Below are 23,920 nucleotides of genomic sequence, written 5' to 3' on the forward strand. Positions count from 1 at the left end.
CGCGAGGGGGCGATCGAGGTGCCGGCGGGGACGCAGTGGGTCTTCGTCGAGGGCGTCGGCTCCGCCCGGCGCGAGCTGGACGGCGTCGTGGACGCGGTCGTGTGGGTGCAGTCCGACGCCGACGAGGCCGAGCGGCTCGGGCTCGCGCGCGACGTCGCCCACGGGCAGAACGGCGACGCGGCGCAGAGCGAGGCCTTCTGGCACGAGTGGCAGGCCGAGGAGCTGCCCTTCCTCGCCGACCAGCAGCCCTGGACCCGCGCGGCCGTCGTCGTCGGCGGCGTCGGCCTCCCCGACGTCGAGGAGGGGCGCGTCCTCGTGGCCGACGGCCCCCTCGTCGCCGAGCAGGCCCCGCCGGCGGCGCACGACGCCCCGGAGATCACCTACGACGAGCAGCGCTACCCCGCCCGCCCCCGGCGGCTCCGGCCGCGCGCGCAGCTCGAGGGCGGCCGCCGCCGGCGCACCCCGCGCCACCGCGAGGCCGACGGCTCGAACCCGGCGTACGTCGACTGGCTCGTCCAGCAGTCGATGCTCGCCGACGCCGAGCACCTGAGCCGCCAGCTGACGGGCAGCCCGGCCATGTGGCGCAACCCCTACGCCCGCCCCGACGCGCGGCGGGCGGTCGCCGCCACCTCGGTGTGGTTCAACGCCTACCCGATCTCCCTCATCACGCGGCCCGGCGAGTCCTTCCTCGCGGCGGTCGGCGGCGAGCAGCTGTGGGAGGCGTTCCAGGCCATCGGGATCGACGGGATCCACACCGGCCCGGTCAAGCGGGCGGGCGGGCTGACCGGCTGGGAGGAGACGCCGAGCGTCGACGGCCACTTCGACCGGGTCAGCACCCAGATCGACCCGGCCTTCGGCACCGAGGAGGAGTTCCGGGCGCTGTGCGAGGTCGCGGACGCCCACGGCGGCTCCGTCATCGACGACATCGTCCCGGGCCACACCGGCAAGGGCGCCGACTTCCGCCTCGCCGAGATGGCCCACGGGGACTACCCGGGGATCTACCACATGGTCGAGATCCCCGAGCCGAGCTGGCACCTGCTGCCCGACGTCCCGGCCGGCCGCGACGCGGTCAACCTCGACGCGGCGACGGAGGCCCGGCTGGCCGCCGAGGGCTTCATCATCGGGGCGCTGCAGCGCGTGATCTTCTACGCGCCGGGCGTCAAGGAGACCAACTGGAGCGCCACCGGGCCGGTGGTCGGCGTCGACGGCGTCACGCGCCGCTGGGTCTACCTCCACTACTTCAAGCAGGGCCAGCCGTCGATCAACTGGCTGGACCCCACCTTCGCGGGCATGCGCCTGGTCATCGGCGACGCGCTGCACAGCCTCGCCGAGCTCGGCACGAGCGCCCTGCGGCTGGACGCCAACGGCTTCCTCGGCGTCGAGCGCTCCTCCGAGGGCTCCCCGGCGTGGTCCGAGGGGCACCCGCTCTCGCAGGCCGCGAACCACGTCATCGCCAGCACCGTCCGCAAGGTCGGCGGCTTCACGTTCCAGGAGCTCAACCTCGGGATCGAGGACATCCGCGACACCGGGGCGGTCGGCGCTGACCTGTCCTACGACTTCGTCAACCGGCCCGCGTACCACCACGCCCTCGCCACGGGCGACGCCGAGTTCCTGCGCCTCACGCTGCGGACGTCGCTGCGGCTCGGGGTGGACCCGGCGACGCTCGTCCACGGCCTGCAGAACCACGACGAGCTGACCTACGAGCTCGTCCACTGGGCGACGGCGCACGCCACCGACACCTACGAGTTCCGCGGCCGCGAGGTCACCGGCGACGAGCTCGCCCGGACCGTCCGCGCCGACCTCCTCGAGGCGCTCACGGGCCCCGCGTCCGACTACAACCGCGTCTTCACGACGAACGGCATCGCCTGCACCTCGACGTCGGTCATCGCGGCCACCCGCGGCCACACGACGCTGGACAGCATCGGCGACGACGACGTCGAGATGATCCGGCGCGCGCACCTGCTCCTGGCGATGTTCAACGCCTGGCAGCCGGGCGTCTTCGTCCTCTCGGGCTGGGACCTCACCGGCATGCTCACCGTGCCGGAGGAGCAGGTCCGCGCCCTCACCGAGACGGGCGACACCCGCTGGGTGGAGCGGGGCGCCCACGACCTGCTCGACGTCGCCCCCGAGGCGACGACGTCGGCCAGCGGCATGCCGCGCGGCCGGTCGCTCTACGGCCCGCTGCCGCAGCAGCTCGAGCAGGCGGACTCCTTCGCCACCCGGCTCTCCGGGCTGCTCGCCCTGCGTGCGCAGCACCACCTCGCCACGGCGACCCAGGTCGACGTCCCCGACGTCGCCCACCCGGGGATGCTCGTCATGGTCCACCGCCTCGACGGCGGTGACGCCTCGCTGACCTCGGCCACCATCCAGGTCACCGTCCTCAACTTCACCGGCGAGCGCGTCGAGGGCACCGTCCGCTCGGACACCTTCGTCCCGCGCGCCGCCGTGGTCGACGCCCGCGACGGCGGCGAGGTCGGCTGGGTCGACGACCTGCACAGCTTCAGCGTCTGGCTCAGCCCCTACAGCGGGCTCTTCCTGCTCATCCACCCGAGCTGACCCCGCCCGCCCCCACCCGGAGGAGCCCCGTGAGCACCGCGACGTCGTCCCGCCCGTCCGAGGAGCCGGTGCGGCTCGTCCACGTGGGGCTCGGGGACTGGGGCACCAACTGGGAGCGGCACGCGATCCCGCCGGTCCCCGAGGTGGACCGGGTCGCCCTCGTCGACCCCCACGAGCCGACGCTGCGGGCCGCGCAGGAGACCTTCGGCGTCCCCGACGCGGCGTGCTTCACCTCGCTCGACGCGGCGCTCGGGGCCGTCCGCGCGGACGCGGTGCTGCTGACGACGCCGATGACGACCCACGTCCCCTTCGCCCTCGAGGCGCTGGCGGCCGGCGCGCACGTGCTCGTGGAGAAGCCCTTCGCGGGCACGGTCGCCGAGGCGCGGGAGGCCGTCGAGGTCGCCGAGCGAGCGGGCCTCACCCTCCAGGTGAGCCAGAACTACCGCTCCTACCCGGCCCCGCAGGAGGCCCGGCGGCTCCTGCGCGCCGGTGCCGTGGGCGAGCTGTCGGCCGTCGCGGTCGACTTCCGCCGCTGGGACCACGACGCGCCCGCGGGCGCGTCGCGGCACTACGACTTCCCGCACCCCCTGCTCTTCGACATGGCGATCCACCACGTCGACCTCCTGCGGATGATCACCGGCCGCGACGCCGTCGAGGTGTACGCGAAGGTCATGGACCCGCCGTGGAGCCGGTACCGCGAGGAGGCGTCGGCCGCGCTGACCGTCGAGATGACCGGCGGCCTCGTCGTCAGCTACCGCGGCAGCTGGGTCAGCCGGGCCCCGCAGACCGCGTGGGCGGGCCGGTGGAGCCTCGAGGGCAGCGACGGGCACCTGGCCTTCACGAGCCGCGGGGGCGAGGGGCCGGACGACGACGAGCTCGAGCTGACGACCGCCACCGGGCCGGGCGCGGGGGAGCCGCGGCGGGTCGAGCTGGCGCGGCCGGCGCTGTGGGGCCGCTCCGCCGGGCTGCGCGCCTTCGCGGCGGCCGTCCGCGGCGGCCCCGCCCCCGAGACGACGGGACGGGACAACCTCGGGAGCGTGGCCCTCATGGAGGCCGCCGCCCGCTCCGCCGCGAGCGGTCGCGTCGAGGCCGTCGAGCAGGTCGGGCAGGTCCAGCGGGTGCAGGAGGAGCAGGCGTGAGCCGGTCGTTGCGGGTGCTGGTCTGGAACGAGGGCGTCCACGAGCGGGACGACAACCCGCCGGGGATCGGCGAGTACTACCCCGACGGCATCCACGGGGCGATCGCCGCGGGGCTGCGGCGCCTGCTGCCCGACGCCGAGGTGGGCACGGCCACGCTCGACGATCCCGAGCACGGCCTCACCGAGGAGGTGCTCGCCCGCACCGACGTCCTCCTGTGGTGGGGGCACATCGCCCACGACCAGGTGGACGACGCCGTCGAGGCCCGGGTGCGTCGCCACGTGCTCGGCGGCATGGGGCTGCTGGTGCTGCACTCCGGGCACTACGCCAAGGTCTTCACCCGCCTGCTCGGCACCACCTGCTCGCTGGCCTGGCGCAACGACGGGCAGCAGGAGCTCGTCTGGACCGTGAAGCCGACCCACCCCGTCGCCGAGGGCGTGCCGAGCCCGCTGGTCATCCCCGAGCAGGAGATGTACGGCGAGCTCTTCGACATCCCCGACCCGGACGACCTCGTCTTCATCAGCTCGTTCGCCGGCGGCGAGGTCTTCCGCTCCGGGGTGACCTTCACCCGTGGGCGGGGCCGGATCTTCTACTTCTCCCCCGGCGACCAGGACTACCCCGTCTACCACCACGAGGACGTGCAGCGGGTGCTCGCCAACGGCGTGCGGTGGGCGGCGGCCCCGGAGGGCGTCGACCGCGCCGTCCCGGACGTCACCAACCCGGGGCGCACCTGGCGGTGACGCCGCCCGCCCGGTGACGGGCGCGCGTCAGGACCAGACGAGGGCCTGGGCCGGCTGCTCGACCACCGCCGCGACGTCGGCGAGGAAGCGACCGGCCTGGGCGCCGTCGACGACGCGGTGGTCGACGGTGAGGGCCAGCGTGGCCGTCCAGCGCGGTCGGACCTTGCCGCGGTGGACCCACGGGCGCCGGGCGAAGGCACCCGTCGCGAGGATGCCCGTCTCCCCCGGGTTGAGGATGGGCGCGCCCGACTCGATGCCCAGCGCCCCGATGTTCGTGATGGTGAAGGTGCCGCCCGTCATGGCGGCCGGGGGCGTGCGGCCCTCGCGGGCCGTCGTCGTCAGCGCCGTGAGCCCGGCCGCCAGGCCGTGGAGGTCGAGCGTGTGGGCGTCCCGCAGCACGGGGACGACGAGCCCGCGGGGCGTCGCGGCGGCGACGCCGACGTGGGCGCCGGCCGGGACGACGACCTCGCCGGCGGCCTCGTCCCAGCGTGCGCCCATCTCGGGGGTGCGGCCGAGGGCCAGGACGACGGCCCGGACGGCGACGACGAGCGGGGAGACGCGGACGTCGGCGAAGCGCTCGTCCGCCTTCATCGCCGCGACGAGCTTGACCGTCCGGGTGACGTCGAGGGTGTGGAAGAGAGTGGCCTGCGGCGCCTGCGCGACGCTGCGGACCATCGCGTCGGCCATGGCGCGGCGGACGCCGCGGACGGGCACGCGGGTCTCCCCGGCGACGGCCGGCGGGGCCGCCGGTGCCGGGGCGGGCGCGGACGCGTGCGCGAGGACGTCGGCGCGGGTCACCTCGCCGCGGGTGCCCGTGGGGGTCACGGCCGCGAGGTCGACGCCGCGGCCCCGGGCCAGCAGCCGCACCGGGGGCGCGGCCAGCGGGCGGGCGGCGACGGGCGCGGCGGAGGGCGCCGGCTCGGGGGCCGGCTCGGGCTCGGGGGCCGGCTCGGGCTCGGGGGTCGGGACGGGCTCCGCGGCCTGCGGCGGCGTCGTCGGGCCGGTCGCGCGCGCCCGGCGGCGGGAGGCCCGGCGCGTGGGCCCGTAGCCGACGAGGTTGCCGCCGGGGTCCTCGTCCTCGCCGCCGTCGGCCCCGCCGCCGTCCGCCGGCGCCCCGTCGGCGCCCTCGACCTCCACCGCGATGATCGGCGTGCCCACCTCGACGGTGACGCCCGGCTCGACGAGCAGGTCGCGGACGACGCCGGCGAAGGGCGAGGGCAGCTCGACGAGCGACTTGGCCGTCTCGATCTCGACGACGACGTCGTTGACCGCGACCGTGTCGCCGCGCGCCACCCGCCAGGTGACGACCTCGGCCTCGGTCAGCCCCTCGCCGACGTCGGGGAGGCGGAACTGCTGCACGGGCACGGCGGGCACCTCTCGGCGGGCGGGACGGCGGGGTGGGCGGGGCGGGGCGGCTCGGCCTCAGGTGTCGAGGACCCGGTCGACCGCGTCGAGGAGGCGGTCGGCGTCGGGCAGGTACTCCTCCTCGAGCCGCGAGACCGGGTACGGGACGGCGAGGCCGCCGACCCGGAGCACCGGGGCCTCCAGCGAGAAGAAGCAGGTCTCCGCGACCCGGGCCGCCACCTCGGCGCCGAGGCCGAGGAACGTCGGTGCCTCGTGGGCGACGACGAGCCGGCCGGTGCGGCGCACCGACTCCTCGACGGGGCCGAGGTCGAGCGGGGTGAGCGAGCGGAGGTCGACGACCTCGAGGCTGCGGCCCTCGCCGGCGGCGACGTCGGCGGCCCGCAGCGCCATCGGCACCGTGGGCCCGTAGGCGACGACCGTGACGTCGGTGCCGGGGCGGACGACGCGGGAGCGGTGCAGCGGGTACGGCGTCGCCGCGGTGTCGAGCTCGGCCTTGTCCCAGTAGTGCCGCTTGGGCTCGAGGAAGACGACGGGGTCGGGCGACTCGACCGCCTGCTGGATCATCCAGTAGGCGTCGACGGGGTTGCTGGGGCTGACGACCCGTAGGCCCGTCGTGTGCGCGAAGTACGTCTCGGGCGACTCGCTGTGGTGCTCCACCGCGCCGATGCCGCCGCCGAAGGGGATCCGGACGACCACCGGCATGGACGCCGCCCCGCGCGTGCGGTGCGTCATCTTCGCCAGCTGCGTCGTGATCTGGTCGAACGCCGGGAAGACGAAGCCGTCGAACTGCATCTCGCAGACCGGCCGGTAGCCGCGCAGGGCCAGCCCCACCGCCGTCCCGACGATGCCGGACTCGGCGAGCGGGGTGTCGAGGACGCGGTCGTCGCCGAAGTCCTTGGCCAGCCCCTCGGTGACGCGGAAGACCCCGCCGAGGGCGCCGACGTCCTCGCCCATGACGAGGACCTTCGGCTCCTTCTCCATCGCCGCCCGCAGCCCCAGGTTGATCGCGCGGGAGAGGGTGACGCGCTGCGTCGTCCGGCCCTCGCCCGGCGTCCCGTGGACGTCGTCCGTCATGCCCGCTCCTCGCCGTCCGCGGCGGCGCCCCCGTGCTCGAGGCCGGCCACGTACTCCTCGTACCAGCGGCGGTCGGCCTCGACGTGGGCGTGCGGCGCCGCGTACGCGTGCTCGAACATCTCGCCGTGCCCCGGCTCGCGCATCCCGAGGACGTCGCGGCGAAGCCGGGCCGCCAGCGCGTCGCCCTCGCGGGCGACCTCCGCGAAGGCGTCGTCGCCGACCCCGTGGTGACGGCGCAGGTGCGCCTCGAGCCGGGCCAGCGGGTCGCGGTCGCGCCACTGCTCGACCTCGACCGACGGGCGGTAGCGGCCCGGGTCGTCCGACGTCGTGTGCGCGCCCATCCGGTAGGTGAAGGCCTCGACGAGCGTGGGCCCCTCGCCCGCGCGGGCCCGGTCGGCCGCCGCCCGGACGACGGCGTAGCAGGCGACGACGTCGTTGCCGTCGACGCGCACGCCCGGGAAGCCGAAGCCCGCGGCGCGGCGGGCGATCGGCACGCGCGCCTGCCGCTCGGCCGGCACCGAGATGGCCCACTGGTTGTTCTGGCAGACGAAGACGACGGGCGCCTGGTACGTCGCCGCGAAGACGAATGCCTCGTGGACGTCGCCCTGGCTGCTCGCGCCGTCGCCGAAGTACGCGAGGACCGCGGTGTCGCGGGCGGGGTCGCCCGTGCCGACGGCGCCGTCGCGCTGCACGCCCATGGCGTACCCGGTGGCGTGCAGGGTCTGGCTGCCGATGACGAGCGTGTACGGGCTGACGCCGGTGGCCTCCGCGTCCCAGCCGCCGCGGTCGACGCCGCGGAAGAGGCTGAGGACGTGCGCCGGGTCGACGCCGCGCACGAGGGCGACGGCGTGCTCGCGGTAGGTCGGGAAGAGCCGGTCCTGCGGCGCGGCGGCCCGGGCGGAGCCCACCTGGGCGGCCTCCTGGCCGAGCAGCGAGGCCCACAGGCCCAGCTCGCCCTGCCGCTGCAGCGCCGTCGCCTCGGTGTCGACGCGACGGGCGAGCGCCATGTCGCGGTACATGCCGAGCAGGTCGTCCGCCGTGAGCGCCGCCGCGTGCGCCAGGGCCTCGGCGCCGACCGCCTGCTCGAGCTCCGCCCGCCGGCCCTCGTCGAGGTCGAGGCGCTCGCCGTCCGGCGTGAGCATCTGCACCGTCGCGGTGCTCGGCGTGGCGCTGCTCCCGGTGGAGGCGGGGTGCGTCGACGACGTCACGTGCCCTCCTCGATGTCGTCCGTGGTGCGGGCCCACCGCCCCCGGCGAGCCTGCGGCACCGTACTCCGCCCTGTGGCGGGGCTCACGGACGCGGCCGCGCGGCGGACGCCGCCCCGCCCCTCCCGGCCTCCCCTCCGCGACGTGTGGCCATGACGCGTCGAAAGCGGGGCTCCCGTCCGCGTCATGGCCACACATCGCGGTGGCGAGGGCGTCAGGGACGGCGGAAGGCCGCGGCCACCTCGAGGAAGCGGTCGTTGGCGGCCGGCTCGGCGACGGTGACGCGCACGCCGTCCTCGGCGAAGGCGCGCACCGACAGGCCGACCTCCGCGCACGCGGCCGCGAGCTCGGCGGTGCGCTGCCCCACCGGCATCCACACGAAGTTGGCCTCGGAGCGGGGCACGGGCCAGCCCTGCTCGGCGAGCGCGGCGGCCACCCGCTCGCGCTCGGCGACGATGGCGGCGACCCGCTCCAGCAGCTCGTCCTCCGCCTCGAGCGACGCGACGGCCGCGGCCTGGGCGAGCGTGCTGACGCCGAAGGGGATGGCGGTCTTGCGCAGCGCGTCGGCGACGGCGGGGTGCGCGAGCCCGTAGCCGACCCGGAGCCCCGCGAGGCCGTAGGCCTTGGAGAACGTGCGCAGCACGACGAGGTTGGGGTGCGCGAGGTGGAGCGCGACGGCGTCGGGCGCCCCGGCCCCGGGCCGCACGAACTCGCGGTAGGCCTCGTCGAGGACGACGAGGACGTCCGACGGCACCGCCGCGAGGAGCTCGTCCATCTCGGCGGCCGTGACGACCGGGCCGGTGGGGTTGTTGGGGCTGCAGACGACGACGAGCCGGGTGCGCTCGGTGACGGCGGCCGCGAGCGCGGGCATGTCGTGCCGGCCGTCCGCGGTGAGGGGCACGGGGACCGGCGTCGCCCCCGAGAGCCTGACGACGATGGGGTAGGCCTCGAAGGACCGCCAGGCGTGGACGACCTCGTCGCCGTCGCCGGCCGCCGCCGTCAGCACCTGGCTGAGCACCCCGACGCTGCCCGGCCCGGCGACGACGTGCTCCTGCGGCACGCCGTCGTGCGCACCGATGGCCGCCGTCAGCCCGGTGGCGAGCATGTCCGGGTAGCGGTTGGCGTCCGCGGCGGCCCGGGCGACGACGTCGAGCACCGACGGCAGGGGCGGGTACGGGTTCTCGTTGCTCGCCAGCTTGTAGGGCGTGACGCCGTCGGCGGCCTGCGGCGGTCGGCCCGGGACGTACGACGGCACGTCGTCGAGGACGGCACGCAGGCGCGGGACGCCGCTCGCGGCGGCGGGGACGGTCGCGGGGTCGGCCATGGCGCGCAGGCTAGGCCCGCCGCGGCGCCCCGCAGGCTCGGCCTCCTCTCCCGCGCCCCCGCCCTTGCCGACGTCGCTGCCGACGGTGGCGAGACGGACCCCTACCGCTCGACGTCGGCAGCGAAGTCGCGGAAAGAGGGGGCCCAGACTCGACTTCGGCAGCGACGTCGGAGACGGAGGGGGCCCGGCTGCCCTCGCAGCGACGTCGGACGGGACGGCGTCAGCGGGCGAGGCGCTGCTGCGCCGCCCAGGCGCCGGCGACCATGTCGTCGAGGCTGTGGCGCATGGCCCAGTCGAGGTCGCGGGCGGCCAGGTCGCCGCGGGCGACGATGCGGGCCGGGTCGCCCGGGCGGCGGTCGGCCTCCTCGGGCGTGAAGTCGACGCCCGTGACGCGGGCGACGGCCCCCATGATCTCGCGCACGGAAACGCCGTCGCCGCTGCCGAGGTTGTAGACGGGATCGACGGGGTCGCCCGCGGCGAGGCGGCGGGCGGCCGCGACGTGGCTGCGGGCCAGGTCGGCGACGTGGACGTAGTCGCGCACGCACGTGCCGTCCGGCGTCGGGTAGTCCGTGCCGTTGATCCGCGGCGTGCGGCCCTCGGCCAGCGCGGCGAGGACGAGCGGGAAGAGGTTGTGCGGGCTCGCGTCGTAGAGCTCGGGGCGGCCGGAGCCCACGACGTTGAAGTAGCGCAGCGACGTCCCGCGCAGGCCGCCGGCGCGGGCGGCGTCGCGCAGCAGCCACTCCCCGACGAGCTTGCTCTCCCCGTAGGGCGACTCCGGGCCGGTCGGCGTCTGCTCGGTGACGACGTCGGTCGGCGGGGTGCCGTACACCGCGGCGGAGGAGGAGAACACGAGCCGCTCGACCCCGGCGGCCTCCATCTCGCGCAGCAGCGTCACCGTCGCGGTGACGTTCTGCGTGTACGTGTGCAGGGGTCGCTGGACCGAGACGCCGGCGTACTTGAACCCCGCGAGGTGGACGACGCCCGTGACGCCGTGCTCGCGCAGCGCCGCGCCGACGGCGGCGCCGTCGAGGAGGTCCGCGCGGACGAACGGGACGTCGTCGGGCACGAAGGCCTCGACGCCCGTCGACAGGTCGTCGAGGACGACGCACGGCAGGTCGGCCGCGCGGAACGCGTCCACCACGTGCGCCCCGATGTACCCGGCCCCTCCGGTCACCAACCAGCTCACGCGCGTCCCTCCGTCCGCCGCCGGCTCCCCGGCAGCTGCTCGACCTGTCCGCGCATCCTGCCAGCGGGGCCGCCGCCGACGTCCCGGCGCAGGGCGGGGCGGACGTCGTCACGGCCGCCCCGGCACCCGCTCGGCGGCGTACACCTGGACGGTCGACGTCCGCCCCTCGGCCGCGAGGTAGGGGGCCACCCGCTCGCGCCAGGCGACGAGCGACGGGTCGTCCGAGGCGTCCGCCAGGTCGGCCGTCCGCCGGTAGAGGTCGAGGTCGTGGGCGGCCATGCCGTCGCGGAGGTCGCCGCCGCCCGCCAGCACCTCGGCGGCCGGGACGTCGCGCAGGACGGTCGTCCGCCCCGGCCCCGTCGGGTTGTCGGCGCCGTCGAGCGACCGGATCCAGTCCGCCTCGTGCTCGACCTGGAGCACGGCGACCGACGGCGGGAGGTCGAAGCCGCCGACGGGCGACCCGGCGGTGAGGACGGCGTCGACGGCGAAGCGCTCGCGCACCGCCGGGTCCGCGGCGAGCTGGGCCGCGACGATGCCGCCCTGGCTGTAGCCGACGAGGAGCACCGGCTCGTCGGGCGGCACCCCGGCCGCCTCGAGGGCGGCGACCGCCGCGCGGGACGCCGCGTGCGGCACCTGCCCGACCGCGCGCAGGTCGGTGCCGAGGTCCGCCGGGTTGGTCGTCGACGACGACCACGGCGCGGCGGTCGTCTGCGTCGGCGGCAGCACGAGCACCCACCGGCGGGCCCCGTCCGCGTCGACGACCCGCTCCACGGCGAGCGGTGCGGCGCTCCGGCCGCGTCCGCCGGGGCTCAGCGATCCCCCGCCCGCCATCGGCGCGGCCCGGCCGAGGAGGTCGGCCGTCCCGCGCGCGGGCGCGACCGCCGCGGGCGGGCCGTGCGGGCGCAGCGCCACCGCCGTCGGCCGCAGCGCTCCGTCCTGCGTGGCGACGACGGACACGCCGGCCGAGAGGTCGGCGACGGTGCGGGGCGGCCACACGAGGCGGTCGCCGCCGGGGAGCCCTCCCGCCGCGGCGCCAGCACGGCTGCCGGCGTCGAGGAGACGGCCCAGCGGCAGCCCGGCCGTGCCGGCGGCCACCGCCGCGGGCGCGGCGCCGACGACGTGCTGGAGGAGGACCGGGTGGTCCGCCGCGGCCCGCGACAGCCCGTCGCCGAGCACGCCGAGCGGGGCGCCCACCTCAGCGGCGAGGGAGCCGCCGACGGCCGCCGCGTCCGCCGCGGCCAGCCCGCGCACCGTCGTCGGGAGCCCCGTGGCCGCCGACGCGAGGGCGGCGCGCTCGCCGGCGTCGAGACGGCCGTCCGCGAGCGCGACGACCGCCGCGTCCCCGACGGCCGCCGCGGCCGGCAGCGCCCGCACCGCCAGCCAGACCAGCCCGCCGGCCGCCGTGGCGGCGGCGAGGACGACGAGGCCCTCGTCGGCCACCGCCGCGAGGCCCGCCCCGGCCGCCCGCCCCACCGCCGAGCCGACGGCCCCGCGCGCCGCGCCGACCGCCCGCACCACGGCGCCCTCCGCCTCGGCGTAGGCCGCGCCCGCCGCCGCCAGCCGTGCCGCCAGCAGCGCGCACGCCGCCGTCGTCGGCGCGGCACCGCCCGTGGCCCCGGCCAGCGCGGCGGCCACCCGGGCGGCGCCGACCGGGTCGAGGGCACCGCCGTCCGCAGCGCCCCGGCCCACGAGGCCGGCGGCGTCGACCACGGCGGCGACGAGGCCGTCGGCCGTGCGCCGCAGCAGCTCCGAGGCCTCGAGCAGCTCGACCCCCTCGACGACGAGGCCGCCCGCGCCCCCGCGCACGGCGAGCCCGCCCGCCGCGGGGCGCCCCGGCCCGAGCAGCTCGGCGAGGAGGTCGGACGGCGGGCCCGACGTCACCACGGGCCCCGCAGCCCCGCCGGCAGGACGGACCGCACGACGTCGTCCGCCCGGCGCAGCACCGCCGCGGCAGGCAGCCCGACGGCACCGCCCCCGCCGGTCGCCCCGACGCCACCACCCGCCCCGGCCGCCAGCGCCAGCACCGTGGCGGCCGCCTGCCGCAGCGCCCGCTCCCGCTCCTCGACGCCCGCCGCGTGGGCCCGCAGCGCGGCGACGAGGGCGTCCAGCGCAGCGGCGTCCGCCCGCACGTCCGCCGCCAGCCCTGCCGCCCGGGCGCGGTAGACCTCCGCGGCGCGCGACCGCCAGCCCGGCGCGCGGGCCCGCTCGACGTCGGCCGCGTGGCCGCGCACGCGGTCCGCCGTCGCCTCGACGCCCGCGGCGGCCGCCCGCAGCCGCACCGCCGCCGCGGCCGCCGCCGCCCCCGCCGGGCCCAGCACCCCGGCGACGAGGTGCTCGACCGCCCCGCCCACGTCCGTCGTCGCCGCGACGCCGCCGCCCGACCGCCCGCTCGTCCCCATGCCGCCCTCCCCGCGGGGCGCCCGCCCCGACGGCCGGACGCTCGCAGCGCGACGGGGGCCCGTGGGGCGCGCCGGGCGACGCTGTGGGCCGGGCCGGGGCCGCCCGTCGTGGTGGACGGCGGGACGACAGGCCGACCCCGACCTCAGGCGGTCCCGAGGTCCTCGACGGCGTCGACGACGAGCGGCGGCCCCTGCTGGGCCGTCGTCAGCACCCCGTGCAGCTCGGCGCCCGTGACGCGGACGCGGTGGCCGACGAGGGGCGCCTGGTCGCGGCCGACGAGCCACGTCCCGTCCGCCGTCCGCAGGACGACGGCGCCCGCCTCGACCCCCGCCTCGACGACGCCCTCGAGCACGACGGTGGCACCGCGCCCCTCCCGGACCGCGCCCGGCGGCGGTCCGGCGACCCCGAGCACCTCGAGGGCGGGGGCGTCCGGGTCGGGACGGTCGGGGGTCGGGTCGGTGTCGGGCACGCCCCGTGCCTACCCGAGGGGCAGCCGCCCCGCAGCCCCGGCGCGGGCCGACCACCGCGCCCTCCCGCACCATGGGCGCGTGCCCGCCCCCGAGCCCGCGGACGACGCCGACCCCGCCGCCCTCGCCGACCTGCCGTGCCGCACCCCCGTCGAGGTGCTCTCCCTCCTCGCCTCGCCGGAGCACCACTACTTCGGCCGCGCCCGTGACGGGTCGCCGCACCCGCCGTCGCCGTCGCTCGACCGCGTGGAGGTGGTCGCCGGCAAGGGCGTCGTCGGGGACCGGTTCTTCGGCAAGGCCGCCCACATGGACGCGGCCGTGACCCTGCTCGCTGTGGAGGCGCTCGAGGGCGTGGCCGCCGACCTCGGGCTCGCGACGCCGGAGGACCCGCTCGGCGGCCTCGACCCGCGCCTCGCCCGGCGCAACGTCCTCCTGCGCGGCGCCCCCGTCGTCGCCCTCGTCGGCGCGGACCTCGCGCTCGACCAGCGGGCGACCGGCGGCGACGTCGTCCGCTTCTCCGGCCGCCGCCAGGCCGCCCCCTGCGCCTGGATGGACGCCGTCCTCGCGCCCGGCGCGCACCCCGCGCTGCGCGGCCGGGGCGGCCTGCGGTGCGTGCCCACGTCGTCGGGCGTCCTCGTCGTCGGCCCCGCCGAGCTGCGGACCGCCGAGCCCGTCGACCCGCCGGCGGCCGGCGTCCCCGTCCTGCGGCGCGGCCGCCTGCCGTAGGCGGAGGGCCCCCGGCGTGCGGCCCGCCCGCCGTGGCCGCAGAGTGCTGCTGTCGGCCCCGGCCGCCGCCGCGCACCCGGAACACGCGCGCCCGGACGGCCGTTGCCACCCCCCGTCGGCACGACCGGCGCCCGCACGTCCGGCGCCGACCCCCGTCGTGCCTCCCGTCGAGACCCAGGAGACCCCTGTGCCCACGACCGTCAACGCCCTGACCACCGCCTCCGCCGACGCCGCGTTCGAGCGCTCCACCATCGAGCGCCGCGACGTCGGGCCCGCCGAGGTCCTCATCGACATCAAGTTCGCCGGCATCTGCCACTCGGACATCCACACCGCCCGCGGCGAGTGGGGCGAGACGCTCTACCCGCTGGTCCCCGGCCACGAGATCGCCGGCGTCGTCTCCGAGGTCGGGGCCGACGTCACGAAGTTCTCCGTCGGCGACCGCGTCGGCGTCGGCTGCTTCGTCGACTCCTGCCGCGAGTGCGAGAACTGCAAGGCGGGCGAGGAGCAGTACTGCCTCAAGGGCGAGACCGGCACCTACAACGCCGTCGGCAAGGACGGCCGTCCGACCGACGGCGGCTACAGCGAGAAGATCGTCGTCGACGAGAACTACGTCATGGGCATCCCCGAGGGGATCGACCTCGACGTCGCCGCCCCGCTGCTGTGCGCCGGCATCACGCTCTACAGCCCGCTCAAGCACTGGGGCGCGGGGCCGGGCAAGAAGGTCGCGATCGTGGGCCTCGGCGGCCTCGGCCACATGGGCGTGAAGATCGCCAAGGCCCTCGGCGCCGAGGTGACGGTGCTGTCGCAGTCGCTGAAGAAGCAGGAGGACGGCCTCCGCCTGGGCGCCGACCACTACTACGCGACGGGCGACGAGGGCACCTTCGAGTCCCTCGCCGGCACCTTCGACCTCATCGTCAGCACCATCTCCGCCAACGTGGACTTCAACGCCTACCTCGGGCTGCTCAAGCTCGACGGTGCGCTCGTCCAGGTCGGCGCCCCGGAGAAGCCGCTCGACATCGCGGCCTTCTCGCTCATCCAGGGCCGCAAGACCCTCGCCGGCTCGAAGATCGGCGGCATCCGCCAGACGCAGGAGATGCTCGACTTCTGCGCCGAGCACGGGATCGGCGCCGAGGTCGAGGTCATCGGCGCCGACGAGGTCGACGAGGCCTACGAGCGTGTCGTCGCCAGCGACGTCCGCTACCGCTTCGTCATCGACACGGCCACGCTCGCCGGCTGACGCACGGACGACGACGGCCCCCCACCCGCTCGGGTGGGGGGCCGTCGTCGTCGTGGGGCGGCGGTCGCGTCAGCCCGCCGGGGGCGGGGAGGGCTCCTCGGACGACGGCTGCTGCGGCCGCCCGGCGAAGAGTCCGGTGAGGGCGGCCACGGCGTCGTCGCTCACGGCGGCGGCGGAGCGGTTGGCCTCCACGACGGCGCGGTAGACCTCCTCGCGGTGGACCGCGACGCTGCGGGGGGCGTCGATGCCGAGGCGCACCACGTCACCACGGACGTCCACCACCGTCACGGTGACGTCGTCTCCGATGACGATGCTCTCTCCGGCACGACGTGTCAGGACCAGCACCCGGCGAGCATAGGTGCGACCGCCCGCCCGCGCGGGAGCGCGTCGGCCGGTCGGGGGGTCAGCCGCCGGACGAGGAGCGCAGCTGCTCCGCGACGGCGTCCGGCAGGACCCCCGGCTGCGCCGAGGCGGGACCCGGCCTCGTCGTCGTGGCGGGGGCCGCCGCCGCGGGCTCGGGGCGCAGGAGCCGACGGAGGACCGCCTCGGCGACCATCGCCGCGACGAGCGCGGCCAGCAGCCGGACCGCCGCGCCGAGCGGCGACGTGGCCCCCGTCAGGAGGCCGTGGAGCACGGGCAGCGTGAGGACGACCGTGAGGCCCGCGACGACGCCGAGGTTCACCAGGCCACCCCGCGCTCCGGGCGCAGGCGGCGGGCCGCGGGGGCGACGTCGGCGGGGGGCGCCGACGGCAGGAGCAGCGACATCCACGTTCCCGCGCCGGCGGGGCCGCCGTCGACGGTCGCGACGGGCAGGTCGAGGCCGAGCGGCGTGCCCGGGTCGGACGTGCCGCCCGCGCGGACGACGTGGAGGACGTCGGCCGCGCCGGGCGCGACGCCCTCGAGCCACCGCTCGGTGTCGCGCGGCTTGCGCGTGGCGTCGACGACGACGTGCACCTGGTCGGCCTGCAGCGCCACGAGGACGGCGGCCGCCCAGCGGACGTCGTCGGCGTCGCAGTCGGCCTGCACGACGACGACGCCCGGGGCGTCGCCGAGGCGGACCGTGGCGGCGGCGCGGCGGGCCGCGGCGGCGTCGCGGACGACGTCGCCCCGCAGCGCGCCGGTGCCACCGGGGCGGGCGGCGACGACGACCTGCTGCGGGCCGACGCCGAGGCGGCCGGCGACCGTCTGGGCGACCCCGAGGGCGTCCCGCGGGGCGCCGACGACGACGACGAGGTCGCCGTCCCGGGCGGGCAGCGGCGCGGGGCCGGGCAGCGACGCGAGGAGGCCGTGGACGTCCGCGGCGCCGGCCTCGGCGGGCAGCGCGGCGAGGAGGTGCTCCGGCAGGCCGGCGGCGGCGAGCTGCTCGTGCAGCGCGCCGCGCCCGGCGGCCGGGGCCTGCGACGGGGCCGGGGCCGGGGCCGGGGGCAGGTCAGGGGCGGACGCGGGGGCCGCGGCGGCGACCGGCTCGACGACCGGCTCCTCGGCCTGCTCGTCGACGGGCTCCTCGACGGGGGCCGCGTCGCGGCGCGCGGTCAGCAGCTGCATGAGCTCGGCGACGGCCGCGCCCGCGGGCACGGGCTCGGGGCCGGTGGGCACGTCGTCCTCCGCCGTGGCCGACGGCGCGGGAGCCGGAGGAGCGGTCTCGTGGTCCGGCTCCGCGGCGTCGCGGACGGCGTCGAGCACGGCCGCGAAGGCGGCGCTCTCGGTCGAGACGGGACGGCCGGGCGACGGCGCGGGCGCGCCCGGGTCCGCGTGGCGGCCGCGGGCGGCCCGGGCGCCGGGCATCTCCCCCTGCGCGGGCACCGTCGGCGGCACGGGCGCCGACGCCGGCGCGTGCGCGGAGGCGGCCTCCTGCGCGTCGGCGGCGGCGAGGAGGGCGTCGAGACCGCCGGCCGCGGGCGCGGCGCCGGTGGCGCCGGCCTCGTCCAGCGCCTGCGAGCGGACGAGCGCGCGGGCGATGGGCGAGTCGAAGAGGTCGTCGAGGACCTCGTCACGACGGCTCCCGGCGGCGCCGGGCAGCTGGTCTCGACCGTTCACGGCGTCCTCCTGGGCGGGACGGGGCAGGGCGGTGGGCGGGGCGGCGGGGGCGGGGGTCGGGCCCGGCGCCGGGACGGCGGGGGCGTCGTCCTCGTCGTCGACCTCGACGACGAGCTCGAAGCGCTCCTTGGCGAAGAAGCCGGCGACGCCGCCGACACGGACCTTCTCGGCGCGGACGACGCGCGCGCCCGGCCCGTGCTCGCTCGCGACGCGGGCCAGCAGCGGCTCGATCGCGTCCCCCTCGAGGACGACGGTGGTCATCTCAGCCCCCCAGCGCGCCGGCCGGGACCGGGAGCGACCCGGTCACGGTGCCGACGGTCTCGATACGGGGCCCGGCGGCGCCGGCGCCCCCCGCCTCCGTGTAGGACAGCACGGCCAGGCGCGGCACGCCCAGCCCGACGAGGCGCCGCAGGGGCGCCCGCAGCACCGGCGCGCAGACGAGGACGGCCGTCCAGCCCATGTCCTCGGCCTGGCGCAGGGCCGCGTCGGCCTGCTCGACGACGGTCTCCGCGCGGCGCGGGTCGAGGGTCAGGGTGGCCCCCTCCTCGCCCGGGCGGACGGACTCGGCGAGCTGGTGCTCGAGCAGCGGGTCGAGCGTGATGACCCGGAGGACGCCGTCGCGCGCCGCGGCGGCGGCGATGGCCGGGCCGAGGGCCGAGCGGGCCGCCTCGACGAGGCCGTCGAGGTCGGTGCCGCCGGTGCGGGCGCGCATGGACAGCGCCTCGAGGATGCGGGCGAGGTCCCGGATGGCGACCCCCTCCTCCAGCAGCGCGCGCAGCACCCGCTGCACCTCGCCCAGCGTCATGACGGCGGGGACGAGCTCCTCGACGACCGCCGGGTCGTCCACCTTGACGGCGTCGACGAGCGCCCGCACGTCCTCGCGGGACAGCAGGCGGCCGGCGTGGGTCCGGACGACCTCGGCGAGGTGGGTGACGAGCACCGAGGCGCGGTCGACGACGGTGGCGCCGGTCATCTCGGCCTGGTGCTGCAGCTCGGCGGGCACCCAGCGGCCGGCGAGGCCGAAGACGGGCTCGCTGGTCGGCGTGCCGGGCAGGTGGTCGACGTCGTCGCCGAGCGCGAGGACCCGCCCGGGGGGCGCCTGGCCGCGGCCGACCTCGACGCCGGAGATGCGGATGGCGTAGCTGGACGCCGGCAGGTCGATGCTGTCGCGGGTCCGGACCGGCGGGACGACGAGGCCCAGCTCGAGGGCCGTCTTGCGGCGCAGTCCGCGGACGCGGTCGAGGAGGTCGCCGCCGGCGGCCGTGTCGACGAGGTCGACGAGGTCCGGGGCGAGGACTACCTCGAGCGGGTCGACGCGCATCTGCTGCAGGAGCGCCTCGGGGCTGTCCGGGCGGGGGCCGACCGGCAGGGCGAGGTCCTCCTCCGCGGCCGCGATGGCCTCGGCCTCGGCGTTCTTGCCGGCCCGCTGGGAGGCGAGGAGGACGGCCGCGCCGAGGAGCATGAAGGGCAGCTTGGGCATGCCCGGGATGAGGGCGATGACGATGATTCCGGCGCCGGCGATCTGCAGGGCGGGCTTGTGGCGCAGCAGCTGCTCGGCGGCGTCGCTGCCCATGTCCCCCTGCGTCGTGGCGCGGGTGACGATGAGGCCGGTGGCGACGGACAGCAGCAGGGCGGGGATCTGGGAGACGAGGCCGTCCCCGACCGTGAGGAGGCTGTAGGTCTCGAGCGCCTCGGCCGGCTCCATGCCCTTCTGGACCATGCCGATGATGAAGCCGCCGACGAGGTTGATGACCGTGATGATGATGCCGGCGATGGCGTCGCCCTTGACGAACTTCGAGCCACCGTCCATGGCGCCGTAGAAGTCGGCCTCGGCGGTGACGTCGGCGCGGCGGCGGCGCGCGGTGTCCTCGTCGATGAGGCCCGCGTTGAGGTCCGCGTCGATGGCCATCTGCTTGCCGGGCATCGCGTCGAGGGTGAAGCGGGCGCCCACCTCGGCGACGCGGCCGGCGCCGTTGGTGATGACGACGAACTGGATGATCACGAGGATCAGGAAGATCACCAGGCCGATGACGAGCGACCCCGAGATGACGAAGTGGCCGAAGGCCTCGATGACCTTGCCGGCGTGGGCCTCGGCGAGCACGAGCCGGGTGGAGGCCACGTTGAGGCCCAGCCGGAACAGCGTCAGCACGAGGAGCAGCGACGGGAAGATCGCGAAGTCGAGCGGGCGGCGCACGTACATGGCCGTCAGCAGCACGACGAGCGAGGCGGTGATGTTCGACGCGATGAGCAGGTCGATCATCGGTGCGGGCACCGGGACGACGAGCAGCAGGACGATGCCGACGATGCCGACCGGGACGGCCAGACGGGAGATGCGGCCCACGACGTCCTTCCCCCGGGCCGCGCTGCGCCCCGGTGCTGTGGTGTCTCGCGGATCCGTCCGCCCTGCGTGCCGTCCTGGCAGAGGTGGTGTCGGCAGCAGGCGTCGTGACCTTGAGCCGGACGGGTGGCCCGGGCGTGTCGCGGGCCGCAGGCTGTCGGGGCCGCCCGGGCAGCCGCCCGGACGGCGGGACCGGCCTCGGAGGACGCATGACCACCTGGTTCATCACCGGCTGCTCGACCGGGCTCGGCCGCGCGCTGGCCGAGACCGTGCTCGCGGCCGGCCACGACGCCGCCGTCACCGCCCGGGACCCGCGGACGCTCGACGACCTCGTCGCCGCCCACCCCGACCACGCCCTGGCGCTCCCCCTCGACGTCACCGACGCCGCGCAGGTCCGCAGCGCCGTGGACCGCACGCTCGAGCGCTTCGGCGCCGTCGACGTCGCGGTCAACAACGCCGGCTACGGCTACCGGGCCGCGGTCGAGGAGGGCGACCCCGCCGACGTCGCCCGCCTCTTCGCGACCAACGTCACCGGCGCCGTCGACGTCATGAAGGCGGTGCTGCCCGGGATGCGCGCCCGGCGCCGCGGGACGGTCGTCAACATCTCTTCCATCGGGGCGCAGGTCTGCCCGCCGGGGTCCGGGTACTACGCCGCCAGCAAGGCCGCGCTCGAGGCGCTCACGGCGTCCGCCCGCACCGAGCTGGCGCCGCTGGGCATCACCGCGATGTCGGTGGAGCCGGGCGGCTTCCGGACGGACTTCGCCGGCCGGTCGCTGACGCAGTCCCCGTCCGCCATCGAGGACTACGCCGGGACGGCGGGGAAGCGCCGCAAGGAGGTCGACCGGGCCCACGGCACGCAGCCGGGCGACCCGGCGCGGGCCGCCGCGGCGATCATGGCCGCGGTCGCGGCGGGGCGGCCCCCGGCGCTCCTCCTGCTCGGCACCGACGCCCTCGAGGCCGCGGAGGGCGTCCTCGACGCGCGGCGGGCCGAGCTCGAGGCGTGGCGGGAGCTGTCGGCGGGCACGGACCTCGACGGCTGAGGCGCCGCTCCCCCCGCCGCGCGCGGCGGGCCGACCGGCAGCCGGCCCGACGCCGACGGCCGCGGCCCCCCGGGGCTCGTCACCCCGAGGTCGGACGACGTCGGTGGGCCGGGTCAGCCCGCGGGCCGACGCCCCCGAGCCCCGTCGTGCCTACCGTCGGGGGCGGCCGGAGCCGCACCGCGCGGCGGGCCGAGGAGGACGACGATGACCACGCCCGCCCCGCCGCTCACCGCTCTTGCCGCGCCGCGCCGCGGCCGGGGCCCCGACCGACGCCGCGGCGTCCTGCGCGGCGTCCTGGCGCCCGCCCTCCTGGCGGCGGGGGTCGGCACGGCGCTCGGCGTCCTCACCTCCTACGCCCAGGGGTGGCTGCCCGAGCAGGTCGCCCCGTTGGCCAACTCCTCGACGTCGTGGTGCGTCGTCGCCGCCCTCCTCGCCCTCACGGCCCGGTCGGCGCCGGCGGGCGCCCTCGCGGCCACGGCGGCCCTGCTCTCCCTCAACGCCGGCTACGGCCTCGGGTCGGAGCTCCGGGGCTACGTCTACGGCAGCCAGGGGCTGGCGTTCTGGTCGCTCGCGGCCGTCGTCGCCGGGCCGCCGGTCGGGGCGGCGGTGCACTGGGTCCGGCAGCGGCGCCGCCTCCTCGGCCCGCCCGCCGCGGGGGTGCTGGCCGGTGTCGTGGCCGGGGAGGGCGCGTACGGCGTCCTGGTCCTCGCCGACGTCACGCCGTACGGCCCGTACCACGGCGTCCAGCTGGCCCTCGGCGTCGTCGGCCTGGCATGGGCCTGCGTGCGGCTGCGCCGGCCGGCCGGGGTGGCCGTCGCCGTCGCGGTGGCCGTGGCCGTGGCGGTCGCCTTCGTCGTCGTCTACGGCGACCCGCAGCTCTTCTCGCAGGTCGTCGGCTGAGCGGGTCGGGCGCCCCGCCGGGTCAGCCGGCGAGCCGGCGCCACGCGACCACGAGCACGAAGGGCGTGCTGACGGCGAGCACCACCGAGACGGCGAGCGCCACCTGCACGACGCGCGACGTCGGCCGCCCGGCGCGACGCTGCTCACGACGCCACCGCAGCGCCATCCACAGGCCGGCCGGCCAGAAGGACCACACGGCCCCCAGCAGCAGCGCCACCTCGCCGACGTCGTGGGTCGGCCTGCCGCCGCGCGCCTCGTCGACCACCGTCAGGCCATCTGCGGCATCCGGTGCCGCCCGGACGCCATGCCGCGGGTGCGCAGGCGCATGACGAAGGCGAGCACGCGGGCCACGGACGTGTACATGTCCGACGGGACCTCCTGGCCGACCTCGCACGCGGCGTGCAGGGCACGGGCCAGGGGCACGTCCTCGACCATCGGGACCCGGTTCTCGGCGGCGCGCTCGCGGATCTTCGTGGCGATCGTGCCGGCGCCCTTCGCGACGACGCGGGGGGCGCCCTTGCCGGGCTCGTAGCGCAGCGCGACGGCGATGTGCGTCGGGTTGAGGAGGACGACGTCGGCGGTGGCGACGTCGGCCATCATCCGGTTGCGGCTCATGGCCAGCTGCTTGGAGCGGATGGCGCCCTTGAGCTGGGGGTCGCCCTCGGACTGCTTGTGCTCGTCCATGACCTCCTTGCGCGTCATCCGGATCCCCTTCATGGTCCGCTTCCGCACGACCATGTAGTCGGCGAGCGCGAGCACGAGGCCGGCGACGACGGCGCTGCGCAGCAGGGTCGAGGTGCCGCCGCGCACGGCCTCGATGGTCGCGCCCAGCGGCAGCGCGCCCGTCCCGACGAGGACGGGCAGCAGCCCCTTGACGGCCATGTAGAGGACGACGCCGAGCACCGTCGACTTGAGGAGGATCTTCGTGGCCTCCCACAGCGCCTGGACGCCGAAGATCCGCTTGAGGCCCTGCTTGGGGCTCAGCTTGGAGAACTGCGGCTTGAAGTTCTTCGTCGCCGGGTGGAGGCCGCCCTGGGCGGCCGCCGCGGCGATCGCGACGACGACGGTGACGGCGGCCAGCGGCGCGCCGACCACGGCCACGGCCTTCAGACCCTCGGACAGCGCGGCGACGGCCATCTCCGGGTCGGGCTCGCGCGCGATCTCCCGCAGCCGGCCGAGCGACGTCTGCGCCGCCTCCCAGCCGTTGGCGACGGTCATGGGCAGGACGAGCGCGGCGGCGGCCATGCCGAGCCAGGCGCCGACGTCGGGCGAGCGCGCGACCCGCCCCTCCTTGCGCGACTCCTTGAGCCGCTTCTCGGTGGGCTGCTCGGTCTTCTCCCCGCTGTCACCCCCCGACATCAGCCGTCACCGCTCACGCGGGCGGTGCCGACGACGGTCTCGGCCATCTGGTCGGCGAGGCCCGTGACGACGTCGGGCAGCAGCGCCGCGCCGAGTCCCACGAGCACGAGGGTGATGAGGATCTTCAGCGGGAAGCCGAGGGAGAAGGCGTTGAGCTGGGGCGCCACGCGGGTGAGCAGGCCGAGGCCGACGTCGGTGAGGAAGAGCACCGCGATGATCGGGCCGGCCACCTGGAGCGCGGCGAGCAGCAGCCCGCCGACGCCGCGGGTGGCGACCTCGGCGACGGTCGACAGGTCGACCCCCTGCCCCACCGGCAGCACCTCGTAGGTGAGCAGCAGCCCGCGCAGGACGACGAGGTGCGCGCCGCTGGCGAAGAGCAGCGCGAGGGCGGTGAGCTGGTAGATCCGGCCGAGGACCGACGAGCCGCTCTGCATGAGCGGGTCGTAGCCCTGGGCGAGCTGGAACCCGCCGAAGATGTCGAGGAGGTCGCCGGCGCTCTGGACGGCGGCGAAGACGAGCATGCAGAGCCAGCCGAGGGCCGTGCCGACGACGAGCTCCTGCGCCGCGGCGACCGCGAGGGGGCCGAGCTCGAGCCCGCCCTCGACGAGGCCGGAGACGTCGGGCTGGACGACGAGCGCCAGGGCCAGCGCGAGGAGCGCCTTCACCTGCGCCGGGAAGCCCTTGTAGGCGAAGGGCGGGGCCAGCAGGAGCCAGCCGAGGATGCGGAGGCTGGCGAGCGACAGCCCGACGACGGTCTCGACCTGCAGGCTGATCTCCAGGCCGCCGGTGGCGGCCTCCGCCGCCGCTGCGACGACCGGGATGCCCACGCG

Annotated in this window: 22 protein-coding genes; 7 read left to right on the forward strand and 15 right to left on the reverse strand. The window is 77.3% G+C overall.

Annotated elements, in window-relative coordinates:
- Positions 1-315: 315 nt before the first annotated feature.
- Genes treS through EDC03_RS04675 form a run of 3 tightly spaced genes read left to right on the forward strand, consistent with a single transcriptional unit; the run spans position 316 to position 4,432 of the window.
- Complete coding sequence (gene treS, locus EDC03_RS04665; RefSeq protein WP_123379292.1) at positions 316-2,556, forward strand: maltose alpha-D-glucosyltransferase; 2,241 nt, start codon at positions 316-318, stop codon at positions 2,554-2,556.
- A gap of 29 nt (positions 2,557-2,585) precedes the next feature.
- Positions 2,586-3,695 (forward strand): Gfo/Idh/MocA family protein, encoded by a 1,110-nt coding sequence (locus EDC03_RS04670; RefSeq protein ID WP_123379033.1) that lies wholly within the window; start codon positions 2,586-2,588, stop codon positions 3,693-3,695.
- On the forward strand, positions 3,692-4,432 hold the full coding sequence (locus EDC03_RS04675) for a ThuA domain-containing protein (RefSeq protein ID WP_123379034.1): 741 nt from the start codon (positions 3,692-3,694) through the stop codon (positions 4,430-4,432). Before EDC03_RS04670 ends, EDC03_RS04675 begins: the two co-directional genes overlap by 4 nt.
- Before the next feature lie 27 nt (positions 4,433-4,459).
- On the opposite strand, the gene EDC03_RS04680 is transcribed toward EDC03_RS04675, so the two are convergent.
- From EDC03_RS04680 to EDC03_RS04715, 8 genes are all read right to left on the reverse strand, one after another.
- A complete protein-coding gene (locus tag EDC03_RS04680) occupies positions 4,460-5,797 on the reverse strand; it encodes a dihydrolipoamide acetyltransferase family protein (protein ID WP_123379035.1) in 1,338 nt (445 codons plus the stop codon).
- 57 nt (positions 5,798-5,854) lie between these two features.
- A complete protein-coding gene (locus EDC03_RS04685; RefSeq protein WP_123379036.1) occupies positions 5,855-6,871 on the reverse strand; it encodes an alpha-ketoacid dehydrogenase subunit beta in 1,017 nt (338 codons plus the stop codon).
- Positions 6,868-8,079, reverse strand: coding sequence for a pyruvate dehydrogenase (acetyl-transferring) E1 component subunit alpha (gene pdhA, locus EDC03_RS04690; RefSeq protein WP_241967032.1), 1,212 nt, complete (start codon positions 8,077-8,079; stop codon positions 6,868-6,870). Before pdhA ends, EDC03_RS04685 begins: the two co-directional genes overlap by 4 nt.
- Positions 8,080-8,290: 211 nt before the next feature.
- The gene (locus EDC03_RS04695) at positions 8,291-9,400 is read right to left on the reverse strand and encodes a histidinol-phosphate transaminase (protein WP_123379038.1); all 1,110 of its coding nucleotides are present in this window, start codon (positions 9,398-9,400) and stop codon (positions 8,291-8,293) included.
- Between the two features lie 220 nt (positions 9,401-9,620).
- Positions 9,621-10,586 (reverse strand): UDP-glucose 4-epimerase GalE, encoded by a 966-nt coding sequence (gene galE, locus EDC03_RS04700; RefSeq protein WP_123379039.1) that lies wholly within the window; start codon positions 10,584-10,586, stop codon positions 9,621-9,623.
- 108 nt (positions 10,587-10,694) lie between these two features.
- Positions 10,695-12,467 (reverse strand): hypothetical protein, encoded by a 1,773-nt coding sequence (locus tag EDC03_RS04705; protein ID WP_148058008.1) that lies wholly within the window; start codon positions 12,465-12,467, stop codon positions 10,695-10,697.
- Complete coding sequence (locus EDC03_RS04710) at positions 12,464-12,985, reverse strand: hypothetical protein (protein WP_123379041.1); 522 nt, start codon at positions 12,983-12,985, stop codon at positions 12,464-12,466. The genes EDC03_RS04705 and EDC03_RS04710 overlap by 4 nt, the downstream gene beginning before the upstream one ends.
- Before the next feature lie 143 nt (positions 12,986-13,128).
- Positions 13,129-13,455, reverse strand: a complete 327-nt coding sequence (locus EDC03_RS04715) for a hypothetical protein (RefSeq protein WP_123379042.1) — start codon at positions 13,453-13,455, stop codon at positions 13,129-13,131.
- A 79-nt stretch (positions 13,456-13,534) separates the two neighbouring features.
- Between EDC03_RS04715 and EDC03_RS04720 the strand changes: the two genes are divergently transcribed.
- Together EDC03_RS04720 and EDC03_RS04725 are read left to right on the forward strand one after the other, a co-directional pair.
- A complete protein-coding gene (locus EDC03_RS04720) occupies positions 13,535-14,179 on the forward strand; it encodes a molybdenum cofactor biosysynthesis protein (protein ID WP_241967033.1) in 645 nt (214 codons plus the stop codon).
- A 187-nt stretch (positions 14,180-14,366) separates the two neighbouring features.
- Positions 14,367-15,416, forward strand: coding sequence for an NAD(P)-dependent alcohol dehydrogenase (locus tag EDC03_RS04725; RefSeq protein ID WP_123379043.1), 1,050 nt, complete (start codon positions 14,367-14,369; stop codon positions 15,414-15,416).
- Between the two features lie 69 nt (positions 15,417-15,485).
- Here EDC03_RS04725 and csrA read toward each other — a convergent pair whose 3' ends face one another.
- From csrA to flhA, 4 genes are read right to left on the reverse strand one after another with little or no spacing between them, the layout of a single operon-like run.
- Positions 15,486-15,761, reverse strand: a complete 276-nt coding sequence (csrA, locus tag EDC03_RS04730) for a carbon storage regulator CsrA (protein WP_123379044.1) — start codon at positions 15,759-15,761, stop codon at positions 15,486-15,488.
- 58 nt (positions 15,762-15,819) lie between these two features.
- Complete coding sequence (locus tag EDC03_RS04735) at positions 15,820-16,098, reverse strand: hypothetical protein (protein ID WP_123379045.1); 279 nt, start codon at positions 16,096-16,098, stop codon at positions 15,820-15,822.
- Positions 16,095-17,714, reverse strand: coding sequence for a hypothetical protein (locus EDC03_RS04740; RefSeq protein ID WP_123379046.1), 1,620 nt, complete (start codon positions 17,712-17,714; stop codon positions 16,095-16,097). The genes EDC03_RS04735 and EDC03_RS04740 overlap by 4 nt, the downstream gene beginning before the upstream one ends.
- A gap of 1 nt (position 17,715) precedes the next feature.
- The gene (gene flhA / locus EDC03_RS04745; RefSeq protein ID WP_199719939.1) at positions 17,716-19,794 is read right to left on the reverse strand and encodes a flagellar biosynthesis protein FlhA; all 2,079 of its coding nucleotides are present in this window, start codon (positions 19,792-19,794) and stop codon (positions 17,716-17,718) included.
- Positions 19,795-20,000: 206 nt separating this feature from the next.
- Here flhA and EDC03_RS04750 point away from each other — a divergent pair, with 206 nt between their 5' ends.
- Positions 20,001-20,831 carry an oxidoreductase gene (locus tag EDC03_RS04750; RefSeq protein ID WP_123379047.1) on the forward strand — a complete coding sequence of 277 codons (831 nt, stop codon included), beginning with the start codon at positions 20,001-20,003 and terminating at the stop codon, positions 20,829-20,831.
- Between the two features lie 204 nt (positions 20,832-21,035).
- The gene (locus tag EDC03_RS04755) at positions 21,036-21,731 is read left to right on the forward strand and encodes a DUF6518 family protein (protein WP_123379048.1); all 696 of its coding nucleotides are present in this window, start codon (positions 21,036-21,038) and stop codon (positions 21,729-21,731) included.
- Positions 21,732-21,753: 22 nt separating this feature from the next.
- Here the strand turns inward: EDC03_RS04755 and EDC03_RS04760 are convergent, their stop codons facing one another.
- Genes EDC03_RS04760 through EDC03_RS04770 form a run of 3 tightly spaced genes read right to left on the reverse strand, consistent with a single transcriptional unit; the run spans position 21,754 to position 23,917 of the window.
- On the reverse strand, positions 21,754-21,996 hold the full coding sequence (locus tag EDC03_RS04760) for a hypothetical protein (protein WP_123379049.1): 243 nt from the start codon (positions 21,994-21,996) through the stop codon (positions 21,754-21,756).
- Between the two features lie 2 nt (positions 21,997-21,998).
- Positions 21,999-23,090: an EscU/YscU/HrcU family type III secretion system export apparatus switch protein gene (locus EDC03_RS04765; protein ID WP_123379050.1), complete on the reverse strand. Its 1,092-nt coding sequence runs from the start codon at positions 23,088-23,090 to the stop codon at positions 21,999-22,001.
- Complete coding sequence (locus EDC03_RS04770) at positions 23,090-23,917, reverse strand: flagellar biosynthetic protein FliR (RefSeq protein ID WP_199719940.1); 828 nt, start codon at positions 23,915-23,917, stop codon at positions 23,090-23,092. Before EDC03_RS04770 ends, EDC03_RS04765 begins: the two co-directional genes overlap by 1 nt.
- Between the last annotated feature and the right edge of the window lie 3 nt (positions 23,918-23,920).

The sequence above is a fragment of the Pseudokineococcus lusitanus genome, from assembly GCF_003751265.1.
Lineage (GTDB): Bacteria > Actinomycetota > Actinomycetes > Actinomycetales > Quadrisphaeraceae > Pseudokineococcus > Pseudokineococcus lusitanus.